This window comes from Micromonospora humi (assembly GCF_900090105.1).
GTDB lineage: Bacteria > Actinomycetota > Actinomycetes > Mycobacteriales > Micromonosporaceae > Micromonospora > Micromonospora humi.
In genome coordinates this window covers 24742-44544 of sequence record NZ_FMDM01000015.1, presented here as the reverse complement: position 1 = coordinate 44544, position 19803 = coordinate 24742, and the positions used below count along the sequence as shown (strand labels likewise).

Genomic DNA, 19803 nt, shown 5'->3' with positions numbered 1-19803 from the left:
TGCCCCGCCGGCGCTCAGTCGCGCTGGTAGTTGACGTGCGCGGACCAGCGGGCGAAGCCGAGCCGCTCGTAGAGCGCGACCGCCCCGGTGTTGCTCTCGTCGACGTAGAGCATCACCCGGTCCAGCCCGCGCCGGTCGCGCAGGTGGGCCAGGCCGGCGGCGGTGAGCGCCCGGCCGAGCCCGCCGCGGTGGACGGACGGGTCGACACCGAGCACGTAGACCTCGCCGATCCGGGCCGACCCCTGCCGCTCGTGCACCTTGGTCCAGTGGAAACCGAGCAGCCGACCGGTGGCGGCGTCCACCGCGAGCAGGAAGCCGGCCCTGTCGAACCACGGCTCGGCGAACCGTACGCGCAGGTCGTCGAGGGTCCACCGGCCCTGCTCGGGGTGCTGGGCGAACGCGGCGTTGTTGACCGCCAGCCAGGCCTCGTCGTCCTCGCCGGGCCGGAACGCCCGCAGCTCGACGCCCTCGGGCAGGGCCGGTGCGGGCACCGCCTCGGTCAGCGGCCGGCGCAGCTGGAAGAGCACCCGGGCGCGGGTGAAGCCCAGGTCGACCGCGAGCGCGGCGGCCGACGGGTGGTCGCCGTGCGCCCAGGCGCGCAGCGGCCCCGGCGTGGCGGCGAGCACACCCCGGGCCAGCGCCCGCCCGGTGCCCCGCCGCCGGTGGCCCGGATGTACCGCCAGTTCCACGCCGACCCCCTCGGCAGGGGCGGTGGTGTCGAGGTGCGCGTACCCGGTCAGGGTCCCGTCGGCCGCGCGGGCGGTGAGGTGCACGGCCGGCGCCTCGGGGTCGCGCATCCGCAGCAGCACGTGCTCGTCGAGCGGGTCGGCGCCGTCGGCGTCGCCGGCGGCCCGGGCCAGCGCCAGCACCTCGGCGACCTCGGGCGCCGTCAGCCGGCCGGCGGAGTCCACCCGGTCGCCCGGGGCCGCCGTGTCGGGTCCGCCACCACTCGTCGGCTCGGTGCTGCTCATCTGAGTCACGGTAGCGGCCGGCAGGCCGCCGTTGACGGTGGAGCGACGAGGCGGGTGGTGGTGCGCGTCACGCGGCGCCGGTGGGCAGTGGCTCCAGCTCGAACCGGGCCAGCAACTCGGGCAGCAGCCGCTGCAACGCGGTGACCGTGCCGGAGCGGTCCCCACCCGCGTCGTGCATCAGCACGATCGAGCCCGGCCCGGTCTGGGTACGGACCGTGGTCTCGATGGCGGTGGCGCCCGGCGTCTTCCAGTCCGACGGGTCGACGCTCCAGTGCAGCGGGGTGAGACCCAGCCGCGCGCAGGCCGACATCACCTGCGGTGTCCAGACCCCGCCCGGCTGGCGGTAGTAGGCGACGTGGGCGTTCGGGACGGCGGCCAGGATGGCGTCGTTGGTGCGCACCAGGTCCGTCCGGATCGTCTCCGGGGTGCGTCTGCCGAGGTTGACGTCGTGCTTCCAGGAGTGGTTGCACAGGGTGTGCCCCTCGGCCGCGATCGACCGGACCAGGTCCGGGTAGCTCTCGGCGTTCTCGCCGACGACGCAGAACGTGGCCTTCACGCCGTACTGGCTCAGCAGGGCGAGCACCTGGGGCGTCCACCGGGGGTCGGGGCCGTCGTCGAAGGTCAGTGCGACCCGGGCGGAGCCGGTGCTGACGTGCGCGCCGTACGGGCCGGTGCCGTCGGCCGCGTCCGGGGCCGGGTCCGGGCTCGGCGTGCCGGGGTCGCCGCTGGGCGGCTGGTCGGCGTAGCGCGGGCCGTAGGCCGAGGTGGACGCGCCCGCCGTCGACGGGTGCGGCTCGGCGACCAGGCTGCGGCCCAGCGCGTACGCGGAGGCCAGCAGCCCGGCGAGCACCGCGGTGACGACCGCCACCGCCTTCAGCGTCGAGCCGGGCATCAGTGGTACCGGCCGTTCGCCGCCCCCGTGGTCACCGCGCGCACCGTTGGCCCCCCTCAGCCTGACGAATCCGGCAGTCAGGATATGGGGCGGCTTGGCGCGCAAATAGGGCATATGGGAAAAGTGCCCCCCAGTGGGGGTGGCGGTCAGACCGGCAGCGGGGCCGGCTCCGACTCCGGCAGCGAGCGCGACGGCGGCACCACGAACTTGTAGCCGACCTGGCGGACCGTGCCGATCATCGACTCGTACTCCGAGCCGAGCTTGGCGCGCAGCCGCCGGACGTGCACGTCGACCGTGCGGGTGCCGCCGAAGTAGTCGTAGCCCCAGACCTCACGCAGCAACTGGTCCCGGGTGAACACCCGCCCCGGGTGCTGGGCGAGGAACTTCAGCAGCTCGAACTCCTTGTAGGTCAGGTCGAGCGGCCGACCCTTCAGCTTCGCGGCGTAGGTGTCCGGGTCGATGTTCAGCTCGCCGGCCCGGATCGAGCCGCCGGCGCCGGCCACCGCGTTGCTCAGCCGGCCGACCGCCAGCCGCAGCCGGGCCTCCACCTCGGCCGGGCCGGCCGCGGCGAGGATGACGTCGTCCACGCCCCAGTCGGCGTTCAACGCGATCAGACCGGCCTCGGTGACCACCGCGACCAGCGGCACGCCGAGCCCGGTGGCGTGCAGCATCCGGCAGGTGGCCCGCGCCTCGCTCAACTCGGAGCGGGCGTCCACCAGGACGGCGTCCGGGGTCGGACCGGAAACCAGGGTGCGCACGTCACGGGGTGCGGTGCGCACCGAGTGCGGCAGCAGGTCGAGTGCCGGCAGCACCGCCGACGGCTCACCAGCACGTGCGGTCACGAGCAGCAGGAGCTCCACGATCACCTCCGTCCCGGCGGCCCTTCGGCCGCGCGCGACCAGCGGCACACCCGGGTGGGGCGGCGCTGTGAACTTGCGTGGGTCCCGGCGTCGCTGACGGGCGGGGTAACGGGGTGAGCCTAACCGATGGTCCGGCCGTCACCTTCACGCCTTTTCCTGTTTGCCCTTTCTGCCCTCGATCGCGGCTCAGGTTTTAACGTTGCCGAAACCGTGACCTCCGCCGAGCCGCCCGGGTCTGGCACGATCGGGGCGTGTTTCCCTCCACCTCGCGCGACGCCGGTCGTGAACCGTGGGCCGACGACCCGTCCTCCGGGCCGTCCGGCCCCGCCCGTGGCTACCCGCCCGCCCCGCGCACCGGGCCGGACGGGGAGGAGGCGGAGCCGCGCGCGCGGAAGGGCCCGCGCCGGCTTCGCAAGGGCGGCCCCGGCCGCCGCCCCGACGACGCCTCGGAGGCCGCGCCCGAGGAAGAGGTGCCGCCGGTGGAGTTCCGCCGGCCGCTGGCGCTGACCGTCGCCGGCTTCGCCGCGCTGCTCGGCGTCGGCCTGGTGCTCGGGGCGCAGACCGCGGGGCCGGGGCACCGGCTGCCGTTCGCCGCCATCATCTTCGGCGTCCAACTGCTCTACGTGCTCGCCTGGACCATGGCCATGCGGCCGCCCGCGCTGCTGGTCGTCGCGCTGGTCAGCGCCGGCACCGCGGCGATCGCCGACGTCGCCGCCGTGCAGTCGGACATCGCCGGCCTGGCCCCGCTCGGCTACGCCGCGGTCGCCGGCCTCGTGCTCGGCGTGCTCGGGCAGCTCGTCCGCCGGGTGGACCGGGTCCGGGTCACCGACTCGCTGGGCGGCACCCTGCTCATCGTGGTCGGGGTGGTCGCGTTCGCCTCGCTGATCGTGCTCAGCCGGATCCCCAAGGGCACCCAGGCGATCACCGTCTGCCTCACCGCCGCCGGGGTGGCCCTGCTGGTGGCGCGGCTGACCGACGCGGTGGCGCCGTGGCCCCGACTCGCCCCGCAGGTGCCCCGTGGCGCGGCCGGCGTCGTCGCGGGCGCCATGCTCGGCACGCTGACCAGCGCCGTGCTCGGCAGTTACCTGGTCGGCTTCACCCCGACGAGCGCCGCGCTGGTCGGGGTGGTCACCGCGGCCACCGCCGTGCTGGCCGACCTCGCGGTGGGGTACGCCGAGGCGGGCCGGCTGATGGCCGGCGAGCCGCCCACCATGTGGGTGGCCCGGCACATGCAGGGGCCGCTGGGCGGCTTCGCGCTCGCCGCTCCCGCCGCGTACGCCATGTGCGTGCTCTTCCTCTGAGCGCCCGGTTGGAGAAGTCTCGCCCCGGGTAAGTACGGTTGCGCCGCGAGACGCGGTGACGGCGGCGAGGCTTGGAGGCGGCGTGGCAGAGGCGTACCCGGCGGAGGGCCGGCCCCGTCGCCGGGGCCGGAAGGTGCTGATCGGTTTCGTCGTCCTGCTGCTGGTACTGGGCGGGCTACTGGTCGTCGCCGACCGGGTGGCGGCCGGGGTCGCCGAGCGGGCCATCGCCGACCAGGTGCGGCAGGAGCTCAGCAAGCAGGACGCGCAGTCCGCCGCGCCCACGGTCGAGGTGGGTGGATTTCCGTTCCTCAACCAGGTGTTGGCCGGGAAGTACGAGCGCATCTCGATCCAGCTGACCGACGTGAAGGGCAATGTGCAGGGCGGCGCGGTCGACGTGCCCCGGCTGGACGTGGACGCCCGCAACGTGACCGCGTCGCTGGACACGCTCCGCTCCGGTCAGGGCGACGTGGTGGCCCAGACCGTCGACGGGCGGGGCACCGTCACCTACGACAGCCTGGCCAAGCTGATCAAGCGGCCCGGCCTGACGCTCGGCGAGCGGGACGGCAAGCTGGCGGTGACCGCGCCGGTGGACATCCTGGGCGTCAAGCTGACCGTCAACGGCATCGCCGACGTGACAGTGGCCGACGGCAAGGTGGCGCTGCGGTTCAACGACCTCACCGCCGAGGGCCTGCCGAACGTGGCGCTGGCCCGGACGCTGCTGGCCAACTACGCCAAGAGCATCTCGATCGACGTGCCGCTGCCGGAGCTGCCGTTCCAGCTCAACCTCCGCAAGGTCCAGCCGACGCCGGAGGGCCTGGTGGTCGACGCGGACGCCAAGAACGTCCCGATCAACTCCGCCGGCTGAGAGCCGGCCTGCATCAACTCAGCCGGCTGTCGCTCCTCGATCTCGCATGCTGGTCGGGCCGGTGCCACCTGCCGGTCCGGCTGGTAGTGTCCCTGCCCATGGGGACCCACCTCACCAAACGGCGCGCGGTCGACCTGTGCCGCGTGGCCACCTGCCTGTGTCGCCCCGTCATCTGACGGCGGGGCTGTCTCCGGCCGCCTGAGCGGCCATCGGCACCAAGGGTCCACAACACCCCCCTCAACGCCCGGCAGCGGCGCCGTCGCACGTACCCGTGATCCGTTCCTAGCTCTGGGTCCCGCGCGTGGTGCGACAACCACCGACTTCGATCTCCGCGCGCAGGCTCACCACCCATCCTCACCAGGGAGTGATCTGATGAGTCGCGACACCGCACTCGTCTCGGCCGAGTGGGCCGAGAAGAACCTCGACGCCCCGGGCGTCGTCTTCGTCGAGGTCGACGAGGACACCTCGGCCTACGACACCGGCCACATCGCCGGCGCGATCAAGCTCGACTGGAAGACCGACCTGCAGGACCAGATCCGCCGGGACTTCGTCAACCAGGAGCAGTTCGCCGCGTTGCTCTCCGAGCGGGGCATCGCCAACGACGACACCGTCATCCTCTACGGCGGCAACAACAACTGGTTCGCCGCGTACGCGTACTGGTACTTCAAGCTCTACGGCCACCGCGACGTCAAGCTGCTCGACGGCGGCCGCAAGAAGTGGGAGCTGGACGCCCGCCCGCTCGTGCAGGACGCGGTGACCCGCCCGGCCACGCAGTATGTCGCGCAGGCGCCGGACACCTCGATCCGCGCGTTCCGCGACGAGGTGGTCGACGCGATCGGCACCAAGAACCTGGTCGACGTGCGCAGCCCCGACGAGTACGCCGGCCGGCTGCTCGCCCCGGCCCACCTCCCGCAGGAGCAGGCGCAGCGGGCCGGGCACGTGCCGACCGCGATCAGCGTGCCATGGTCCAAGGCGGCCAACGAGGACGGCACGTTCAAGTCCGACGACGAGCTGCGCAAGATCTACGCCGCCGCCGGGCTGGACGACGGCAAGGAGACCATCGCCTACTGCCGGATCGGCGAGCGCTCGTCGCACACCTGGTTCGTGCTCCAGGAGCTGCTCGGGCACCGGAACGTGAAGAACTACGACGGATCCTGGACCGAGTACGGCTCGCTGGTCGGTGTGCCGGTGGCCCTCGGCGACGAGCCCGGGGAGGCGTGACCATGACCGCTCCGACCGCTGCCGGCTGCGCCGCGCCGGACCAGGCCGCCCCCCTGCCGGCGAGCCTGGACCTGGAGAAGGAAACCGTGATCACCGGTCAGGTGCTGGCCGAGTCCGGCGAGGCCGTGCCGGGCGCGTACGTCCGGCTGCTCGACTCGACGGGTGAGTTCACCGCCGAGGTGGTGACGTCCCCGGCCGGTCAGTTCCGGTTCTTCGCCGCGCCGGGCTCGTGGACGCTGCGGGCGCTCTCCCGCCACGGCAACGGCGACACCGCCGTCACGGCCGCCCGCGGCATCAACGAGGTCACCGTCACCGTGAAGGTGTAAGGAGGGGCCCCCTGTTAACGCTTCCGGTAGAGGAAGGGCCCCTTCTTAACGCCCGCGCCGCCTGACCCACACGCTGAGATCGTGGCCCGCCGCCCCCGTCCGGGGTGGCGGGCCACGGGCGTCCACGGCTCTCCTTGCCCGGGGGTGGCACGCTGGGCGCCGGCCTTCCGCCGCGCCGAGAGGGGACCGAGGTGCCTGACGACGTCGCCGGCTACGCCCGTCGCTACCTGCAGGCCGCCGGCGCCGCGGTGGCGACCGTCGCGGCGAGCTGCGTCAGCGCCCCTTCTACCTGTTGTGGCTGCTGTCCCGGCGGTCCGTCCCGGCCTGACCGGGGTGCCCAGCCGCGGGCGGGCGGTTCGCCGACGCGTGACACCATGACCCGGTGAGTGCCGTCCAGCCGGGCTACGCCCCGCCCACCCGTCCCGACCAGGTCGGTTCCGGCCGGCGCCGGCAGCGCTGGTTGGTGGTCGCCGCGGTGGTGTGGGCGGTGCTGCTCGCCGGGTTGACCTGGTGGTCCGTACGCAACGATCCGCCCACCGTCAAGGAGCAGCGCTCCCTGGACCAGGCCGGCCCGGTGGTGGACCGGGCGATCGGCGAGCTGAGTGCCGCGGTCGGTGCGGCGGGGGTGCCGGCGCTCCTGCCCGACCGGCTGGAGCGGGACTGCCGGGTGACCCCGCTGGAACGGGGCACGGCCCTGGAGCGCGGCATCGAGGTGGCGACCGCCGGCGGCGACGCCCGCGACGTGCTGCGTCGGGTGGCCGACCGGTTGCCGTCGGAATGGCGGGCGGGCGTCTCGTCGTTCGACGGCGAGCCGCTGCTGCGCGCCGACGCCGGCGACTTCGTGGCGGTCGAGGGCCGGCCCGGTGGGCCCGGGCGGGTGCTGCTGACCGCCGCCACCGGCTGCCGTCCGGTCGGCGCGGGCTACCGCGCCCCGGCCGCCGACGCCGCCGGGGAGTCCGCCGCGCTGGCCCGCGCGTTGGGCCGCTGGGGCGGCGCGACCGGGGCGGTCCAGGTGCTGACCGCGCCCTGCCCCGGCGGTGGCACCGCCCGGACCGCCCGCGCCGAGGCGGCCGCGCCGGCGGACCAGCGGCTGGCCGCCGCGTTCGGCGCCGGCGCCGCGCCGGTGGTGGACTCCGTCGACCGGTACGCCCGACCGGGTGATCCGGCGGTGCTGGCGGAGCGGGTCGACGAGCGGGTCCGGGTGGCGGTGACCACCTCCTGCCCGTCCTGAACCCCGGCCGGGCTCAGTGCCGGTGGTTCTCGTCGTCGTGCGGGGCGCGGCTGCGGCCCAACGCGTCCACCCGTCCCCACCGGCCGGGGATGTCGAGCAGTTCCACCCGGCCCATCCCCGGCGGCACCGCCGGATCGATGATCAGGTGCTCGCCCTGCGGCTCCAGCCCCAGCATCACCCGGAGCAGCAGCAGGGGGGTGCCGGCGGACCAGGCCTGCGGGCTGCACGCGGTCGGATACTGCACCGGGTAGTCGGTGAGGCCGCGTTCGTAGCCGGCGAACGCCTCGGGGAGCCGCCCGTTGAAGTAGCGGGACGCGCTGAGCATCGCGTCGCAGATCTGGCCCGCCTCGTCCCGGAAGCCGTACTTCCACAGGCCCCAGGCGATGATCGAGTTGTCGAACGGCCACACCGTGCCGACGTGGTAGCCGATCGGGTTGTAGCGGCCCTGGTCGTCGGCGAGCGTGCGGACGCCCCAGCCGGAGAAGAGGCGCGGGCCGAGCAGGTGCGCGGCGACCGCCGGCGCGCGGGCTTCGTCGACGATGCCGCTCCACAGCAGGTGGCCGATGTTGGAGGTGAGCGCGTCCACGTGCCGGCCCTGCGGGTCGAGGGCCAGCGCGTAGTACTCCCGTTCCGGGATCCAGAAGTCGCGGTTGAACCGCTCCTTGAGCGCCGCCGCCTCGCGTTCCAGCCGGTCCGCGTACGCCGGGTCGCCCCACAGCTCGCGGGCCATCCGGGCGCCGCGCCGCTTGGCGTCGTAGGCGTACCCCTGTAGTTCGCAGGTGGCGCGGGGGAACGGCGGCAGCCGGCCGTCGGAGTAGGAGATGGCGTCCGGGGAGTCCTTCCAGCACTGGTTGGGCAGTCCGCTCTCCGGGTTGCGGGTCATGTACCAGACGTAGCCCGTGCCGAGCAGGTCCCCGTACGTGTCGAGCCAGGCCAGCGCCGCCCGGGTCTCCTGTTCCAGTTGGCGCACCAGCTTCGTGTCCCCGGTCCACCGCTCGTACTCGTCGAGCAGGATCACGAAGAGCGCGGTGGTGTCGGCCGCGCCGTAGTACGGGGAGTGCGGCTGCTCCTGGAAGCCGGCGGTCTCGCCGTACCGCAGTTCGTGCAGGATCTTGCCGGGCTCCTCGTCCCGGAAGTCGTCGATCCGCACGCCCTGCAACCCGGCCAGCATGAGGATGGTCGGCTGGATCATCTCGGGCAGGAAGGGCAGGATCTGCAGCGAGGTGAAGATGCTGTCCCGGCCGAACAGCGTCATGAACCAGGGCAGGCCGGCGGCGACCAGCCGCACGCCGAGCGTGATCGACTCGTACCGGAGGGCGGCCAGGTCGGTGAGGCTGCGCCGGTACGCCCCGGCCAGCGGCTCACAGTCGCAGCCCAGCGTGGGCGCGCGTTCGATGAGCGCGTTCTGCTCGGCCTCGATGGCCGCCACCGAGCGGTGGCCGCCGAGTGGCAGGGTGGCCCGGATGTCCTCGCCCCGCGCCCCGTAGATCACGGTGGCGACGTGCAGCCGGGTGGTCCACTCGCCGTGCGCCGCGATGCGGATCCGGAACGTCATCCCGTCCCGGTCGACCTCGGCCGGGGCGGTACTGCTGATCATGGCCTCCCGGTGGAATCCCTGCCGGCGGTAGGTGAGCCGCAGGCCGTTCTCCTCCACCGTCGGCGTGGTGCTGCCCTTCTTCTCCCGCTGGTGCTTGATCTCGAAGAGGTCGGCGAAGTCGGAGCCGATGTCGAGCCGGAGACGGAACTCCTTCTCCTGCTCGGAGTGGTTGAGCAGGGTCAGTTCCTCGTCGAAGCTGCCGCCGATGGAGCGGCTGCGGATCACCGACACGTCCGCGTCCAGGTAGTGCGTCGGTTCGCCGGGGACCATGAAGAACCGGGTCTTGTAGGAGAGCGAGTCGTCGATGGAGAGCGCGTGCAGCAGTTGGCCGTCGAGGGAGAGGATCCAGGTCGAGATGAACCGGGTGTCGAAGGAGAACAGCCCGGTGGGGAAGTCGTACGACGGTTCGATGTTGCCGCGTCGGTCGCTGACCAGGAACGTGTTGCCGTCGAGGATGCTGACCCGTTCCTTCACGCCGACCGCCGGACGTGTTCGCGGGCGGTCTCCCGGGGGTCCCGGACGTCGGGCGGGTCGGGCAGGAAGCGGCGGAGCGCCAGGAACAGCACGACGTGCCCGCCGAACGTGGCCTCGTTGCGCAGCACCACCGACAGCGCGGCCTCCCGGCCGGTGACCAGGCCTTCGAAGAGCGGGGTGCCGATGGTGAGGACGGCGTCCGCCGGGTGTTCCTCCTGCCGGCTGACCCGGGCCGAGCCGGGCGCCAGCGTCACGTACCAATGTTCGGTGTGGTTGCCGTCGGTCAGGTCGATCTGGAGGGTGCCGCCGATCGGGCTGCGCAACAGGGCGGGGGCGCGCGCCGGCAGGGACGCGAAGAATCGTTCGATCGCCTCACTCACATTCGAATGGTAGGCGCGAATGGGGCATAACGGGTCAGGATCGGCGCACCGGTCAGAATGGACAACCCGGCGGGCCGGTTCAGTAGACCAGGGCCTGCACGCCCTCGGCCATCGCCTCCTCGACGAAGACCGCCGCCCCGGCGATCCGGACGCCCGGCAGCACGTCGTCCGGGCCGATGTCCCGGCGGGCGGCGCACTGGGTGCAGGCGGTCACCCGGCCGGTGGTGAGGATCACGTGCAGCAGCTCGCCCAGCGGCGCCGAGTGCGGCAGCTCGAACGACTCCGCCCGACCGGGCAACGCGAACCAGGTCGACTCGCCGGTCAGCCAGAGCGACACGTCCACCCCGGCCGCGGCCGCGGTGGCGGCGACGGTGAACGCCTGGGCGCAGCGTTCCGGGGCGTCCGCCCCGGCGGTGGCCTTGACGACGAGAGTGCGCGTCATGCCGCCCAGCATAGGATGGCCCGGATGGTTACCGAGATCGGGTTCGTCAGCCTGCTGGTCGCCGGCCTCGGCGCGCTCGCCGGTGGCCTGGTCTATGTCGCGGTCCGGATAGCAAGAGGTAGATGGTGAGCGTGAGGAGTGAGCCGGGTTTGCGAGCCCCGCAGGCGCGAACGAAGGTGGCCCGGTGAGTGAGAATCCGCTTCAGCCGCCGTGGCTGAACGCGCCCCCGGTCGAGGAGTACCCGTACGAGGAGAGCCACGACCTGCGCGTCGGCCCGAAGCTGCACCCCAGCCTGGACGGGCTGCTGCCGTACATCGGGGTGTGGCGCGGCCGGGGTCGGGGCGGCTTCCCGACGATCGAGGACTTCGACTTCGCCCAGGAGATCCGGATCAGCCACGACGGCCGGCCGTTCCTGCTCTACGAGTCGCGGGCCTGGATCCTCGACGAGCAGAGCCGACCGGTCCGCCCGGCCGGTCGCGAGGTCGGCTGGTGGCGTCCGGTGCTGGACGGCGAGCGGGTCACCGACGAGATCGAGGCGCTGATGAGCGTGCCGACCGGCGTGATGGAGCTGCACATCGGCAAGCGCAAGGGCACCCAGATCGAGTTCTCCACCGACGCGGTCGTCCGCACCGCGACGGCGAAGGAGGTCACGGCCGGCGCCCGCCTGTTCGGCATCGTCGAGGGCGCCCTGCTCTACGCGCAGGAGATGGCCGCGATGGGTCACCCGCTCAGCCCGCACCTCTCCGCCCGCCTGATCCGGGTGGCCGGCTGACCGGAGCGGCGCGACGGCCGAACTATGATCGGAGGGTGTCCGAATCCTCCCTCGCGGAACTGCTCCGCTCGCGCGGGCTGCGGCTGACGGCGCAGCGGCAGCTGGTCCTGCGGGCCGTCCTGGAGTTGGGGCACGCCACCCCGGAGCAGGTCCACACGGCGGTCCGTGAGGTCGCGGCCGGGGTCAACATCACCACCATCTACCGCACGCTGGAGCTGCTGGAACGGCTCGGCCTGGTCACCCACACCCACCTCTCGCACGGCTCGCCGACCTACCACGCGGCCGGCGAGCACCAGCACGTGCACCTGGTGTGCCGGGAGTGCGGGGCGATCGACGAGATCTCCCCGGAGATGCTCCGGCCGCTCGCCGACCAGCTGGCCGCGCAGCGCGGCTTCCAGGTCGACATCGGGCACGTGGCGCTCTTCGGGGTCTGCGGTCGGTGCGCACAGAACGGGGAACCCACATGATCGACATTGCCGGCGCGGTGATCACCGACGCCATCGACGAGCAGACCCGGGACCAGCCCGAGGCGGCCCACCGGGCGGCCGGCGTGGCTCCGGTGGCCGCGCACTACGGCGACCCGATGCGCGAGCAGCGCGTCCTGGCCACCGGCGTGGGTCTGGTCGACCGGTCGCACCGGGGCGTCGTCGCGGTGCCGGGCGAGGAGCGGATCGGCTGGCTGCACACCCTGACCAGCCAGCACCTGTCCGGCCTGGCCCCGTGGCAGGGCACCGAGTTGCTGGTGCTCTCCCCGAACGGCCACGTCGAGCAGCACGCCCTGGTCGCCGAGGACGGCGAGACCACCTGGCTGGACACCGAGCCGGGGATGACCGGCGGGCTGCTGTCGTACCTGGAGCGGATGCGGTTCTTCAGCAAGGTCGACCCGCGCGACGCCACCGCCGAGCACGCGCTGCTGTCCCTGGTCGGCCCGGAGGCCACCGACGCGGTCGCCACGCTCGGCGTCGCCGAGCTGGCCGCACCCGACCTGGTCGGGGTGCCGGGCCCGAAGTTCCGCTCCGGCGAGGTGCCCGCGCGGCCCTCCGTGCGGTACGACGTCAAGCCGTTGCCGACCGGCGGCTGGGCCCGGCGGGTGGCGCTCGGCGTCGACCTGCTGGTGCCCCGCCCGGCGATGGCCGCTGTGGTGGACCGGCTGCGCGGCGCGGGTGTGCCGGTGGCCGGGCTGTGGGCGTACGAGGCGATCCGGGTGGCGGCCCGCCGGGCCCGGGTGGGCGTGGACACCGACCACCGGACGATCCCCGCCGAGGTGGACCTGATCGCCCCGGCCGTGCACCTGGACAAGGGCTGCTACCGGGGGCAGGAGACGGTGGCCCGGGTGCACAACCTGGGCCGGCCGCCGCGCCGGCTCGCGCTGCTGCACCTGGACGGCGTCGCGAGCGACCAGCCGCCGGCCGCCGGCACGCCGGTGACGCTGGACGGCCGGACCGTCGGGTTCGTCGGCACCGCGGTGCACCACTACGAGCTGGGTCAGATCGCGCTCGCCGTCGTCAAGCGCAACACCCCCGACGACGCGCGCCTGATGGTGGGCGACAGCGCCGCCGCCATCGATGTGTAAGGAAGGGCCCCTTATTAACGCCTCCGGTAGAGGAAGGGCCCCCGCTTAACACCCCTCACGCGGGAAGACTTGCGGTCGGGGAGCGGTCTAGGATCCGGGGCATGACGACAGGGACGTTGATCACGGTTGCCCCCACCGGCGCGGAGTCGGCCAAGGCGGAGGTGCCGGCGCTGCCGGTGACGCTCGACGAACTGCTGCTGACCGCCAAGGAGTGCGAGGCGCTCGGCGCGGCCGTGATCCACGTCCACATCCGCGACGACGAGGCGCGGCCCACGCTCGACCAGGGCCGGCTGCGGGAGACCGTGACGGCGCTGCGGGAGAGCACCGACCTGATCGTGCAGCTCTCCTCCGGCGGCGCGGTGACCGACCCGGAGGCACACCGGCTGGCCGTCGTCGACGCCGCGCCGGACATGGCCTCCTGCACCATGGGCACTGTCAACTTCGGCGACGACGTGTTCCTCAACCGCTGGGAGTTCATCGTCGACCTGCACACCCGGATGCAGGAACGGGGCGTCGTCCCCGAGTACGAGATCTTCGAGCTGGGCCACCTCACCGCGTTGCAGCGGCTGCTCGGCAAGTACGGGCTGCCGCACGGCGGGCACGTGCACGTCGACTTCGTGATGGGCGTGCCGGGTGGCATGCCGGGCACCACGGCCACCCTGGTGGCCGCCCAGCAGATGCTGCGGGACCTGCCGGAGGGCACCACGTTCTCGGCCACCGGCATCGGGCGCAGCACCATCCCGGTGATGCTGGCCTCGCTGTCGGCCGGCGGTCACCTGCGGGTGGGCATGGAGGACACGGTCACCTACGCCAAGGGCCGCCCGGTGGAGTCCAACATGCAGCTCGTCGCGCGGGCGGTCGGCTTCGCCCAGCTCGCCCAGCGCCCGCCGCTGACCACCGCCCAGGCCCGTACGCTGCTCGGCGTGTAAGCGGCGCGCGCGCATCCACCCTTGTACGGCCGAGGTCGACGTCGCAGGTCACCCCGCTGCGGACCCGCAGCATCCCGTCGGTACCGTCCATCTCGTGGGAAAGACGTACGAGGGCGGCGTGCCGCTCGCCGAGGTGGTCCGGTCCGGGTTCGTGGAGGGCCTCCACCGGGGCTCCGTGGTGGTGCTCGACGCCGCCGGCTCGCCTGTCGCCGGGGCGGGTGACGTCGCCTCGCCGATCTTTCCCCGCTCGTCGAACAAGCCGATGCAGGCGATCGGCATGCTCCGGGCCGGGCTGCCGCTGACCGACCCGGCCGACGTGGCGCTGGTCGCCGCGAGCCACGCGGGCGAGGAGTTCCACGTCGAGCGGGTGGTCGCGGTGCTGCGCGGCGCCGGGCTGGGCGAGGACGCGCTGCACTGCCCGGCGGACCTGCCGTTCGGCGAGGCGGCCCGGGAGGCGGTGCTGCGGGCCGGCGGTGGCCCGTCCCGGGTCCTGATGAACTGCTCGGGCAAGCACGCCGGCATGCTGCTCACCTGCCTGGCCGCCGGCTGGCCGCTGGACGGCTACTGGCGGCCGGAGCATCCGCTCCAGCAGCGACTGACCGCGACCGTCGAGGAGTTCACCGGCGAGCGGGCGACGGCGATCGGGGTGGACGGCTGCGGCGCGCCGGTGCACGCCGTCTCGTTGACCGGGCTGGCGCGCGCCTTCCTGCGGCTGGTCACCGCCGAGCCGGGCACCGCCGAGCGGACCGTGGCGGACGCGATGCGGGCGTACCCGGAGATGGTCGGCGGCACCCTGGCCGACGACACCCGGCTGATGCGCGGCGTACCCGGGCTCCTGGCCAAGATCGGCGCGGAGGGTGTGATGGCGGCGGCGGTCCCGGACGTCGGCGCGGTCGCTCTGAAGATCGACGACGGCGCGACCCGCGCCCGGATGCCGGTCCTGGCCTCCGCCCTGTCCCGCCTGGAGGTGCGCGCCCCGATCCTCACCGAGTACGCCGAACTGCCGCTCCTCGGCGGCGGCCTCCCGGTCGGGGCGGTCCGCCCCCTCTGGTGACACCGCCGTCGATCTTGCACTTTCGGCCCCCGATCCGCCCGTTACGGCCGGTTCGCCGGGGCGGTAAGTGCAAGATCGACGAGGGGGGTGGGCGTCAGGGGAGGAAGTCGAGCAGGGCCGCGTTCACCTCGGTGGGGCGCTCCAGGGGGAGCAGGTGGGCGGCGGCGGGGATGTCGGGGAGGCGTCGGCCCTGCGGGGCCTCGGCGGCGATGCGGTCGGCCAGGCGGCGGATGTCGGGCAGGTCGTCGGCGCCGGCGGCGGTGAGCACCGGCATCCGCAGCTCGTGCAGCCGGTCGATCGCCGGTGGGTCCAGCTCGCCCACCTCGATCGCGCTCAGCGCCTGCTCGGCCGCGAGTGCCCGGCGGTCCATCTCCTCGGCGAACCGGATCAGCTCCGGGTCGACGTCGGCCGGCTGCCGGGTCGGCCCGACCACCCAGAAGCGCACCTCGCCGGCGGCGGTGGCCGCGAAGTCCTCCGGGTCCACGTCGCCGACCAGGTCCTCCCAGAGCTGCTCGGTCTCCTCGGACCACTCGTTTCCGGAGACCGGGGCGCCGAACAGCGCCAGCGCGCTCACCCGATCCGGGTGGGCCAGCGCGGTGTCCACCGCGACCCGCCCGCCGAACGAGCAGCCGACCAGCGCGGCCCGCTCGACGCCGAGCGCGTCGAGCAGCCCGAGCACGTCGTCGTGGTGGGTGAACGGGGTGGTCGGCAGCTCCGAGTCGCCGTAGCCGCGCAGGTCCGGGACGATCACCCGGTGCCGGGCGGCGAGCGCCGGCACCTGCGCGTGCCACATCCGCCGGTCCGCGATGCCGGCGTGCAACAGCACCACGACGCTACCGGCGCCGGCCTCGTCGTACGCGAGCGAGGCGCCGTTGATCTCGATCTTGGTCACGGTGGGACGGTACGGAACCGGACGCCGGGCCCGCAACCGGCTTGTGGTGACCTCGCTAACTCTGGCTAGCGCTTTGCTTGCAGCAGCTAGCAGGCCGCGTTACGGTGGAACCATGGCCACCAGCAAGGACCTTCCCGATGTCGGCGGGTTCATTCGCGACCTGCGACGCAACGCGAAGATCTCGCTGCGTCAGCTCGCCGAGCAGGCGGGCGTCAGCAATCCCTACCTGAGCCAGATCGAACGCGGGCTGCGCAAGCCGAGCGCCGAGGTGCTCCAACAGCTCGCCAGCGCGCTGCGCGTCTCCACCCCGGCCATGTACCTGCGGGCCGGGCTGCTGGACGACAAGGAGGGCCAGGGCGTGCTCGCGGCCATCGCGGTCGACGGCGAGCTGACCATGGCCCAGAAGCAGTCGCTCACCCAGATCTACGAGACGTTCCGCCGCGAGAACGCGCGCCTCGCCGAGGCGACCGGCACCGCCACCGCCACTCCGGCCGAGCAGGCCGAGCCGGCCGCCGCGGCCGAGGCCCCGGCCACCGTCGCGCCGGCCGCGACCGGCCCCGTGACGCCCGACGGCACCCCGACCGAGGCGGTCCTCGAGTCGGTCGCCGTCACCGAGGCGGGCGCCGCGCCCGCACCGACCACCGCCGCCCGTGAACGCACGACCGCCCGCCGGGCGGCCCGGAAGGCCGCCGGAGCGGCCGAAGAGGAGCAGTCATGACCCAGCCGAAGACCAACCGCATCCCCGCCCCCCTCTACGCCGCCGCCGGCGCCGGTGAGCTGGCCCTGGAGCAGCTCCGCAAGCTGCCCACCGTGGTCAGCGGTCTCGGCACCCGGGTCGTCACCGACCTCGGCGGCAAGGCCGTCGGCACCGGCTACGAGCTGCGCCAGAAGGCCACCGACACGCTGCGGACGACCGACCTCGACCAGCTCCGCCAGGCGGCCAACCTGGACCGGCTCCGCGAGACCGCCACCCGCAACGCCGCCGCCGTGGTGTCCGGCGCCTACGCGGCGCAGGAGCGCGCCCTGGCCGCGTACGCCGAGCTGGTCGCCCGCGGTGAGCGGGTCGTCGGCGCCGGCGTGCTGGAGGCCGCCGACACGGTGAACGCCGACATCGAGGCCACCGAGCAGACCGCCCCGACGACCGTGGCCCCGAAGACCGAGGCGCCCAGCCCGGCCGAGGTGGCCGAGGCGGTGGCCGCCAAGCCGGCCGCCGTGAAGCGGACCCGGGCCACCAAGGCGACCGCCACCAAGGCCGCCGCCACGCCGTCGGCCAAGCTGCCGAAGACCACGAAGCGGACCCGCCCGGCCGCCGAGTGACAGGACTCTCCACCGAGACCCCGGACAGCGTCCTGTCGGACGTTTCCGGGGTCTCGGCATAAGCTTGCCGACATGGCCTACGCCGCGCCGATCTTCGCGTTCGAAGTACGCTCCGTGATTCAGCTGATCCTGCTCGTCTTCGCCCTGGTCATCCAGGGCGTGGCCCTGGTGCACGCGGTCACCCAGCGCGGCGACGGGTTCGCCGCGATCGGCACCCTCCCCAAGGGGGGCTGGGTCGCCATCCTGGCGGTCTGCATGCTGCTGACCCTGCTCGGCTTCGGCCCGATCAGCCTGTTCGGACTGGTCGGCATCGCCGCCGGTCTCATCTACCTGCTCGACGTGCGGCCCGGCCTGCGGGACCTGCACGACGGTCGAGGGTCCTGGTGAGAGGTTTCCGCTGGCCCCCGCCGCCGGACGGCGGTCCCCGCACCTGGGGGCCCGGTCCCGGCGGGCCGCGGACCGGCCGGCCGGCGCTGCCCGAGCCGGAGACGGAGCTGGTCGCCACCCCGCACGGCGTGAGCCTGGAACGCCTGGTCACCGGGGTCGGTGACCCGGTCACCGTGTTCGCGCACGGGCTCGGCAACGGCATCGCCACCACCCGGCCGTTCGGCAGCGGCGTCACCGGCCGCCGCATCTTCTTCCAGTTCCGCGGGCACGGCCGGTCCGACTCCCCACCCGGCCCGTGGACCTACCTCGACCTCGCCCGTGACCTGCGCGCGGTCGCCGACCTGGGCGGCGCCACCCGGGCGTTCGGCGCCAGCCTCGGCGCGGGCGCGCTGTGCCGGCTGCTGGCCGAGAGCCCGGAACGCTTCGAGAAGCTCGTCTTCTTCCTGCCCGCCGTGCTGGACACGCCGCGCGGCGAGGTGGCCCGGGCCCGCCTCACCGGCCTGCTCGACGCGGTGGCCGACGGCGACGCGCACGCGCTCGCCGAGGCGGTGTCGCTGGAACTGCCGCCGTCGGTCCGCAACACCCCGGCCGGCTGGGCCTACCTGCGGCAGCGGCTCGACCAGCTGCTGCGCGACGGGCTCGCGCCCGGCCTGGCCGGCCTGCCCGAGCAGGCCGCCCTGGACGACGCCGCCGCGCTCGCCGCGGTCACCGCCCCGGCCCTGGTGATCGCCTGCGCCGACGACGACCTGCACCCGGTCGCCGTCGCCGAGCAGCTTGCGGCCGCGCTGCCGGCGGCCACCCTGCACGTGTACGACAGGCCCGGCGTCCTCTGGACCGAACGCGCCGACCTGCGAGGGCGCATCTCGACGTTCCTGAACGGGTAACGTCGCCCGACATGGGCGTCACACACCACGGCCGTACGCACCGCCTCGACCTCGCCGACCCCACGCTGCGTGAGTGGACCTGCCGGGTGCTGGCGGCCGACCCCGAGCAGGGCATCGTGCTGGACCGGTCCGCGTTCTACCCGGGCGGCGGCGGGCAGCCGCCGGACCACGGCGTGCTGCTCTGGCAGGGCGTGCAGACCCGGATCGCGGGCACCCGCAAGGCCGACGACCTCTGGTTGATCCCGGTCGACGGCGACCCGCTGCCGCCGGTCGGCACCGAGGTCACCGGCGCGGTCGAGGACGCTCGCCGGACCATGCTGATGCGCACCCACTCCGGGCTGCACGTGCTCTGCGGCGTGGTGTTCCGGGACTTCGGGGCGCTCGTCACGGGTGGAAATATGGATGTCGGGGAAGCGCGGATGGACTTCAACCTTCCCGAGGTGCCGCCCGACTTCAAGGCCCGCATCGAGGAACTGGTCAACGCCGAGGTGGCCGCCGACCGCTCGGTCGCCGTCCGGGTGCTGCCGCGCGCGGAGGCGCTGGCCCTGCCGGACATCATCCGCACCCAGTCCAACCTGATCCCGCCGAGCGAGCAGGAGGTGCGGATCGTCGACATCGTCGGGCTGGACGTGCAGGCCGACGGCGGCACCCACGTCGCGTCCACCGCCCAGATCGGCAAGGTCCAGGTGGTCAAGGTGGAGAGCAAGGGCCGGGCCAACCGCCGGGTACGGGTCCGGCTCGCGGACTGAGTCAGCGCGGCAGGTACGCCGCCCGGACGTCGAGCAGCCACCGTTCCACTGTCGCCTCGTCCGGGCGCTCCGGCAGCGGCGAGCGGGTCCGGTCGAACTCCGCCTCGGCGTCCGCCACCAGCGCCTGCGCCTCGTCCAGCGCGCCGGCGGCCACCCGCTCGCCGAACGCGCGGAACCACTCCGGGTCGGCCAGCCGGATCTCCAGCACCCCGGTCGCGTGGAGCACCCGGCCCTGGTGCAGCAGCCGGGCCAGGTGTCGGGCGTGCTTCGCCGAGCGCCGCCGGCCGCCGGTGTCCGCCGGCGCGGCGGCGAGCCTGCGGAACTGCTGCGCCGCGTACCCGAGGTAGGCGTCGCGGACCCGGGGCGCGCTGAGGAACGCCGATCGGATGTCGATCAGCCGCTCGCCGAACGCGGTGCGTGTCTCGTAGCAGTCCTCCGGCAGCCACATCAGCTCGGTGGCGGTCGGGTTGCCGCTCAGCGCCAGGAGCGCGTACTTCCGCGCCTCGTGCCGCGTGACGTCCGGGTCGGTGGTGACCACCGACTCCCGGGGCGGGCGCAGGCCGTGGAACGCGACGGTCGGCGCGGCGAAGACGCCGAGCCGGTCGGTGTCCGAGCCGGGCCCGGCCAGCCCGTAAGCGACCGAGCCGACGATGCCGGAGAGCAGCAGGTGCATGCCGCCATGATCG

At 73.8% G+C, this 19803-nt stretch carries 25 protein-coding genes; 17 read left to right on the top strand and 8 right to left on the bottom strand.

Annotated features, from left to right (window positions below; all coding sequences use genetic code 11):
• Positions 1-14: 14 nt before the first annotated feature.
• The 3 genes from mshD to GA0070213_RS24925 all read right to left on the bottom strand — a co-directional run bounded on the left by mshD (position 15) and on the right by GA0070213_RS24925 (position 2729).
• A complete protein-coding gene (mshD, locus tag GA0070213_RS24935) occupies positions 15-971 on the bottom strand; it encodes a mycothiol synthase (protein WP_091069762.1) in 957 nt (318 codons plus the stop codon).
• Positions 972-1038: 67 nt separating this feature from the next.
• Complete coding sequence (locus tag GA0070213_RS24930; RefSeq protein ID WP_091069760.1) at positions 1039-1863, bottom strand: polysaccharide deacetylase family protein; 825 nt, start codon at positions 1861-1863, stop codon at positions 1039-1041.
• Between the two features lie 146 nt (positions 1864-2009).
• Positions 2010-2729, bottom strand: a complete 720-nt coding sequence (locus tag GA0070213_RS24925; protein WP_217628656.1) for a winged helix-turn-helix transcriptional regulator — start codon at positions 2727-2729, stop codon at positions 2010-2012.
• A 245-nt stretch (positions 2730-2974) separates the two neighbouring features.
• Between GA0070213_RS24925 and GA0070213_RS24920 the strand changes: the two genes are divergently transcribed.
• The 6 genes from GA0070213_RS24920 to GA0070213_RS24900 all read left to right on the top strand — a co-directional run bounded on the left by GA0070213_RS24920 (position 2975) and on the right by GA0070213_RS24900 (position 7667).
• Positions 2975-4024, top strand: coding sequence for a hypothetical protein (locus GA0070213_RS24920; RefSeq protein WP_091069757.1), 1050 nt, complete (start codon positions 2975-2977; stop codon positions 4022-4024).
• Between the two features lie 82 nt (positions 4025-4106).
• Positions 4107-4889 carry an LmeA family phospholipid-binding protein gene (locus GA0070213_RS24915; RefSeq protein WP_091069754.1) on the top strand — a complete coding sequence of 261 codons (783 nt, stop codon included), beginning with the start codon at positions 4107-4109 and terminating at the stop codon, positions 4887-4889.
• Between the two features lie 98 nt (positions 4890-4987).
• Positions 4988-5065, top strand: coding sequence for an Ms5788A family Cys-rich leader peptide (locus GA0070213_RS32680; RefSeq protein WP_310503780.1), 78 nt, complete (start codon positions 4988-4990; stop codon positions 5063-5065).
• Between the two features lie 196 nt (positions 5066-5261).
• Positions 5262-6110, top strand: a complete 849-nt coding sequence (locus GA0070213_RS24910) for a sulfurtransferase (protein WP_091069751.1) — start codon at positions 5262-5264, stop codon at positions 6108-6110.
• Between the two features lie 2 nt (positions 6111-6112).
• Positions 6113-6436, top strand: coding sequence for a DUF1416 domain-containing protein (locus GA0070213_RS24905; protein ID WP_091069748.1), 324 nt, complete (start codon positions 6113-6115; stop codon positions 6434-6436).
• Between the two features lie 382 nt (positions 6437-6818).
• Positions 6819-7667, top strand: coding sequence for a hypothetical protein (locus tag GA0070213_RS24900; RefSeq protein WP_091069746.1), 849 nt, complete (start codon positions 6819-6821; stop codon positions 7665-7667).
• Positions 7668-7680: 13 nt separating this feature from the next.
• Here GA0070213_RS24900 and GA0070213_RS24895 read toward each other — a convergent pair whose 3' ends face one another.
• The 3 genes from GA0070213_RS24895 to GA0070213_RS24885 all read right to left on the bottom strand — a co-directional run bounded on the left by GA0070213_RS24895 (position 7681) and on the right by GA0070213_RS24885 (position 10572).
• On the bottom strand, positions 7681-9738 hold the full coding sequence (locus GA0070213_RS24895; RefSeq protein WP_091069743.1) for an amylo-alpha-1,6-glucosidase: 2058 nt from the start codon (positions 9736-9738) through the stop codon (positions 7681-7683).
• Positions 9735-10118, bottom strand: coding sequence for an SCP2 sterol-binding domain-containing protein (locus GA0070213_RS24890; RefSeq protein ID WP_091069742.1), 384 nt, complete (start codon positions 10116-10118; stop codon positions 9735-9737). The genes GA0070213_RS24895 and GA0070213_RS24890 overlap by 4 nt, the downstream gene beginning before the upstream one ends.
• A gap of 79 nt (positions 10119-10197) precedes the next feature.
• Positions 10198-10572: a DsrE family protein gene (locus GA0070213_RS24885; protein ID WP_091069740.1), complete on the bottom strand. Its 375-nt coding sequence runs from the start codon at positions 10570-10572 to the stop codon at positions 10198-10200.
• A 12-nt stretch (positions 10573-10584) separates the two neighbouring features.
• Here GA0070213_RS24885 and mtfM point away from each other — a divergent pair, with 12 nt between their 5' ends.
• The 6 genes from mtfM (at position 10585) to GA0070213_RS24860 (ending at position 14888) form a co-directional block, all read left to right on the top strand.
• Complete coding sequence (mtfM, locus tag GA0070213_RS32590; RefSeq protein ID WP_013475110.1) at positions 10585-10689, top strand: small membrane protein MtfM; 105 nt, start codon at positions 10585-10587, stop codon at positions 10687-10689.
• A 55-nt stretch (positions 10690-10744) separates the two neighbouring features.
• Positions 10745-11332 (top strand): heme-binding beta-barrel domain-containing protein, encoded by a 588-nt coding sequence (locus GA0070213_RS24880; RefSeq protein ID WP_091069737.1) that lies wholly within the window; start codon positions 10745-10747, stop codon positions 11330-11332.
• A gap of 35 nt (positions 11333-11367) precedes the next feature.
• A complete protein-coding gene (locus GA0070213_RS24875) occupies positions 11368-11799 on the top strand; it encodes a Fur family transcriptional regulator (protein WP_091069735.1) in 432 nt (143 codons plus the stop codon).
• Positions 11796-12905 (top strand): CAF17-like 4Fe-4S cluster assembly/insertion protein YgfZ, encoded by a 1110-nt coding sequence (gene ygfZ / locus GA0070213_RS24870; protein WP_091069732.1) that lies wholly within the window; start codon positions 11796-11798, stop codon positions 12903-12905. Before GA0070213_RS24875 ends, ygfZ begins: the two co-directional genes overlap by 4 nt.
• 101 nt (positions 12906-13006) lie before the next feature.
• On the top strand, positions 13007-13834 hold the full coding sequence (locus tag GA0070213_RS24865; RefSeq protein WP_091069729.1) for a beta-keto acid cleavage family enzyme: 828 nt from the start codon (positions 13007-13009) through the stop codon (positions 13832-13834).
• 94 nt (positions 13835-13928) lie between these two features.
• On the top strand, positions 13929-14888 hold the full coding sequence (locus GA0070213_RS24860; RefSeq protein WP_091069726.1) for an asparaginase: 960 nt from the start codon (positions 13929-13931) through the stop codon (positions 14886-14888).
• A 94-nt stretch (positions 14889-14982) separates the two neighbouring features.
• On the opposite strand, the gene GA0070213_RS24855 is transcribed toward GA0070213_RS24860, so the two are convergent.
• Positions 14983-15780: an alpha/beta fold hydrolase gene (locus GA0070213_RS24855; RefSeq protein WP_091069725.1), complete on the bottom strand. Its 798-nt coding sequence runs from the start codon at positions 15778-15780 to the stop codon at positions 14983-14985.
• A gap of 112 nt (positions 15781-15892) precedes the next feature.
• Here GA0070213_RS24855 and GA0070213_RS24850 point away from each other — a divergent pair, with 112 nt between their 5' ends.
• The 5 genes from GA0070213_RS24850 (at position 15893) to GA0070213_RS24830 (ending at position 19117) form a co-directional block, all read left to right on the top strand.
• Positions 15893-16498: a helix-turn-helix domain-containing protein gene (locus GA0070213_RS24850; protein WP_091069723.1), complete on the top strand. Its 606-nt coding sequence runs from the start codon at positions 15893-15895 to the stop codon at positions 16496-16498.
• On the top strand, positions 16495-17097 hold the full coding sequence (locus GA0070213_RS24845; protein WP_091069720.1) for a hypothetical protein: 603 nt from the start codon (positions 16495-16497) through the stop codon (positions 17095-17097). Before GA0070213_RS24850 ends, GA0070213_RS24845 begins: the two co-directional genes overlap by 4 nt.
• 72 nt (positions 17098-17169) lie before the next feature.
• Positions 17170-17484 carry a DUF2516 family protein gene (locus tag GA0070213_RS24840; protein ID WP_091069718.1) on the top strand — a complete coding sequence of 105 codons (315 nt, stop codon included), beginning with the start codon at positions 17170-17172 and terminating at the stop codon, positions 17482-17484.
• Positions 17481-18368: an alpha/beta fold hydrolase gene (locus tag GA0070213_RS24835; protein ID WP_091069715.1), complete on the top strand. Its 888-nt coding sequence runs from the start codon at positions 17481-17483 to the stop codon at positions 18366-18368. Before GA0070213_RS24840 ends, GA0070213_RS24835 begins: the two co-directional genes overlap by 4 nt.
• Positions 18369-18379: 11 nt before the next feature.
• Entirely contained in the window at positions 18380-19117 is a 738-nt protein-coding gene (locus GA0070213_RS24830; RefSeq protein WP_091069713.1) for an alanyl-tRNA editing protein, read from the top strand.
• Between the two features lies 1 nt (position 19118).
• Here GA0070213_RS24830 and GA0070213_RS24825 read toward each other — a convergent pair whose 3' ends face one another.
• A complete protein-coding gene (locus tag GA0070213_RS24825; RefSeq protein ID WP_091069710.1) occupies positions 19119-19790 on the bottom strand; it encodes a nucleotidyltransferase domain-containing protein in 672 nt (223 codons plus the stop codon).
• Between the last annotated feature and the right edge of the window lie 13 nt (positions 19791-19803).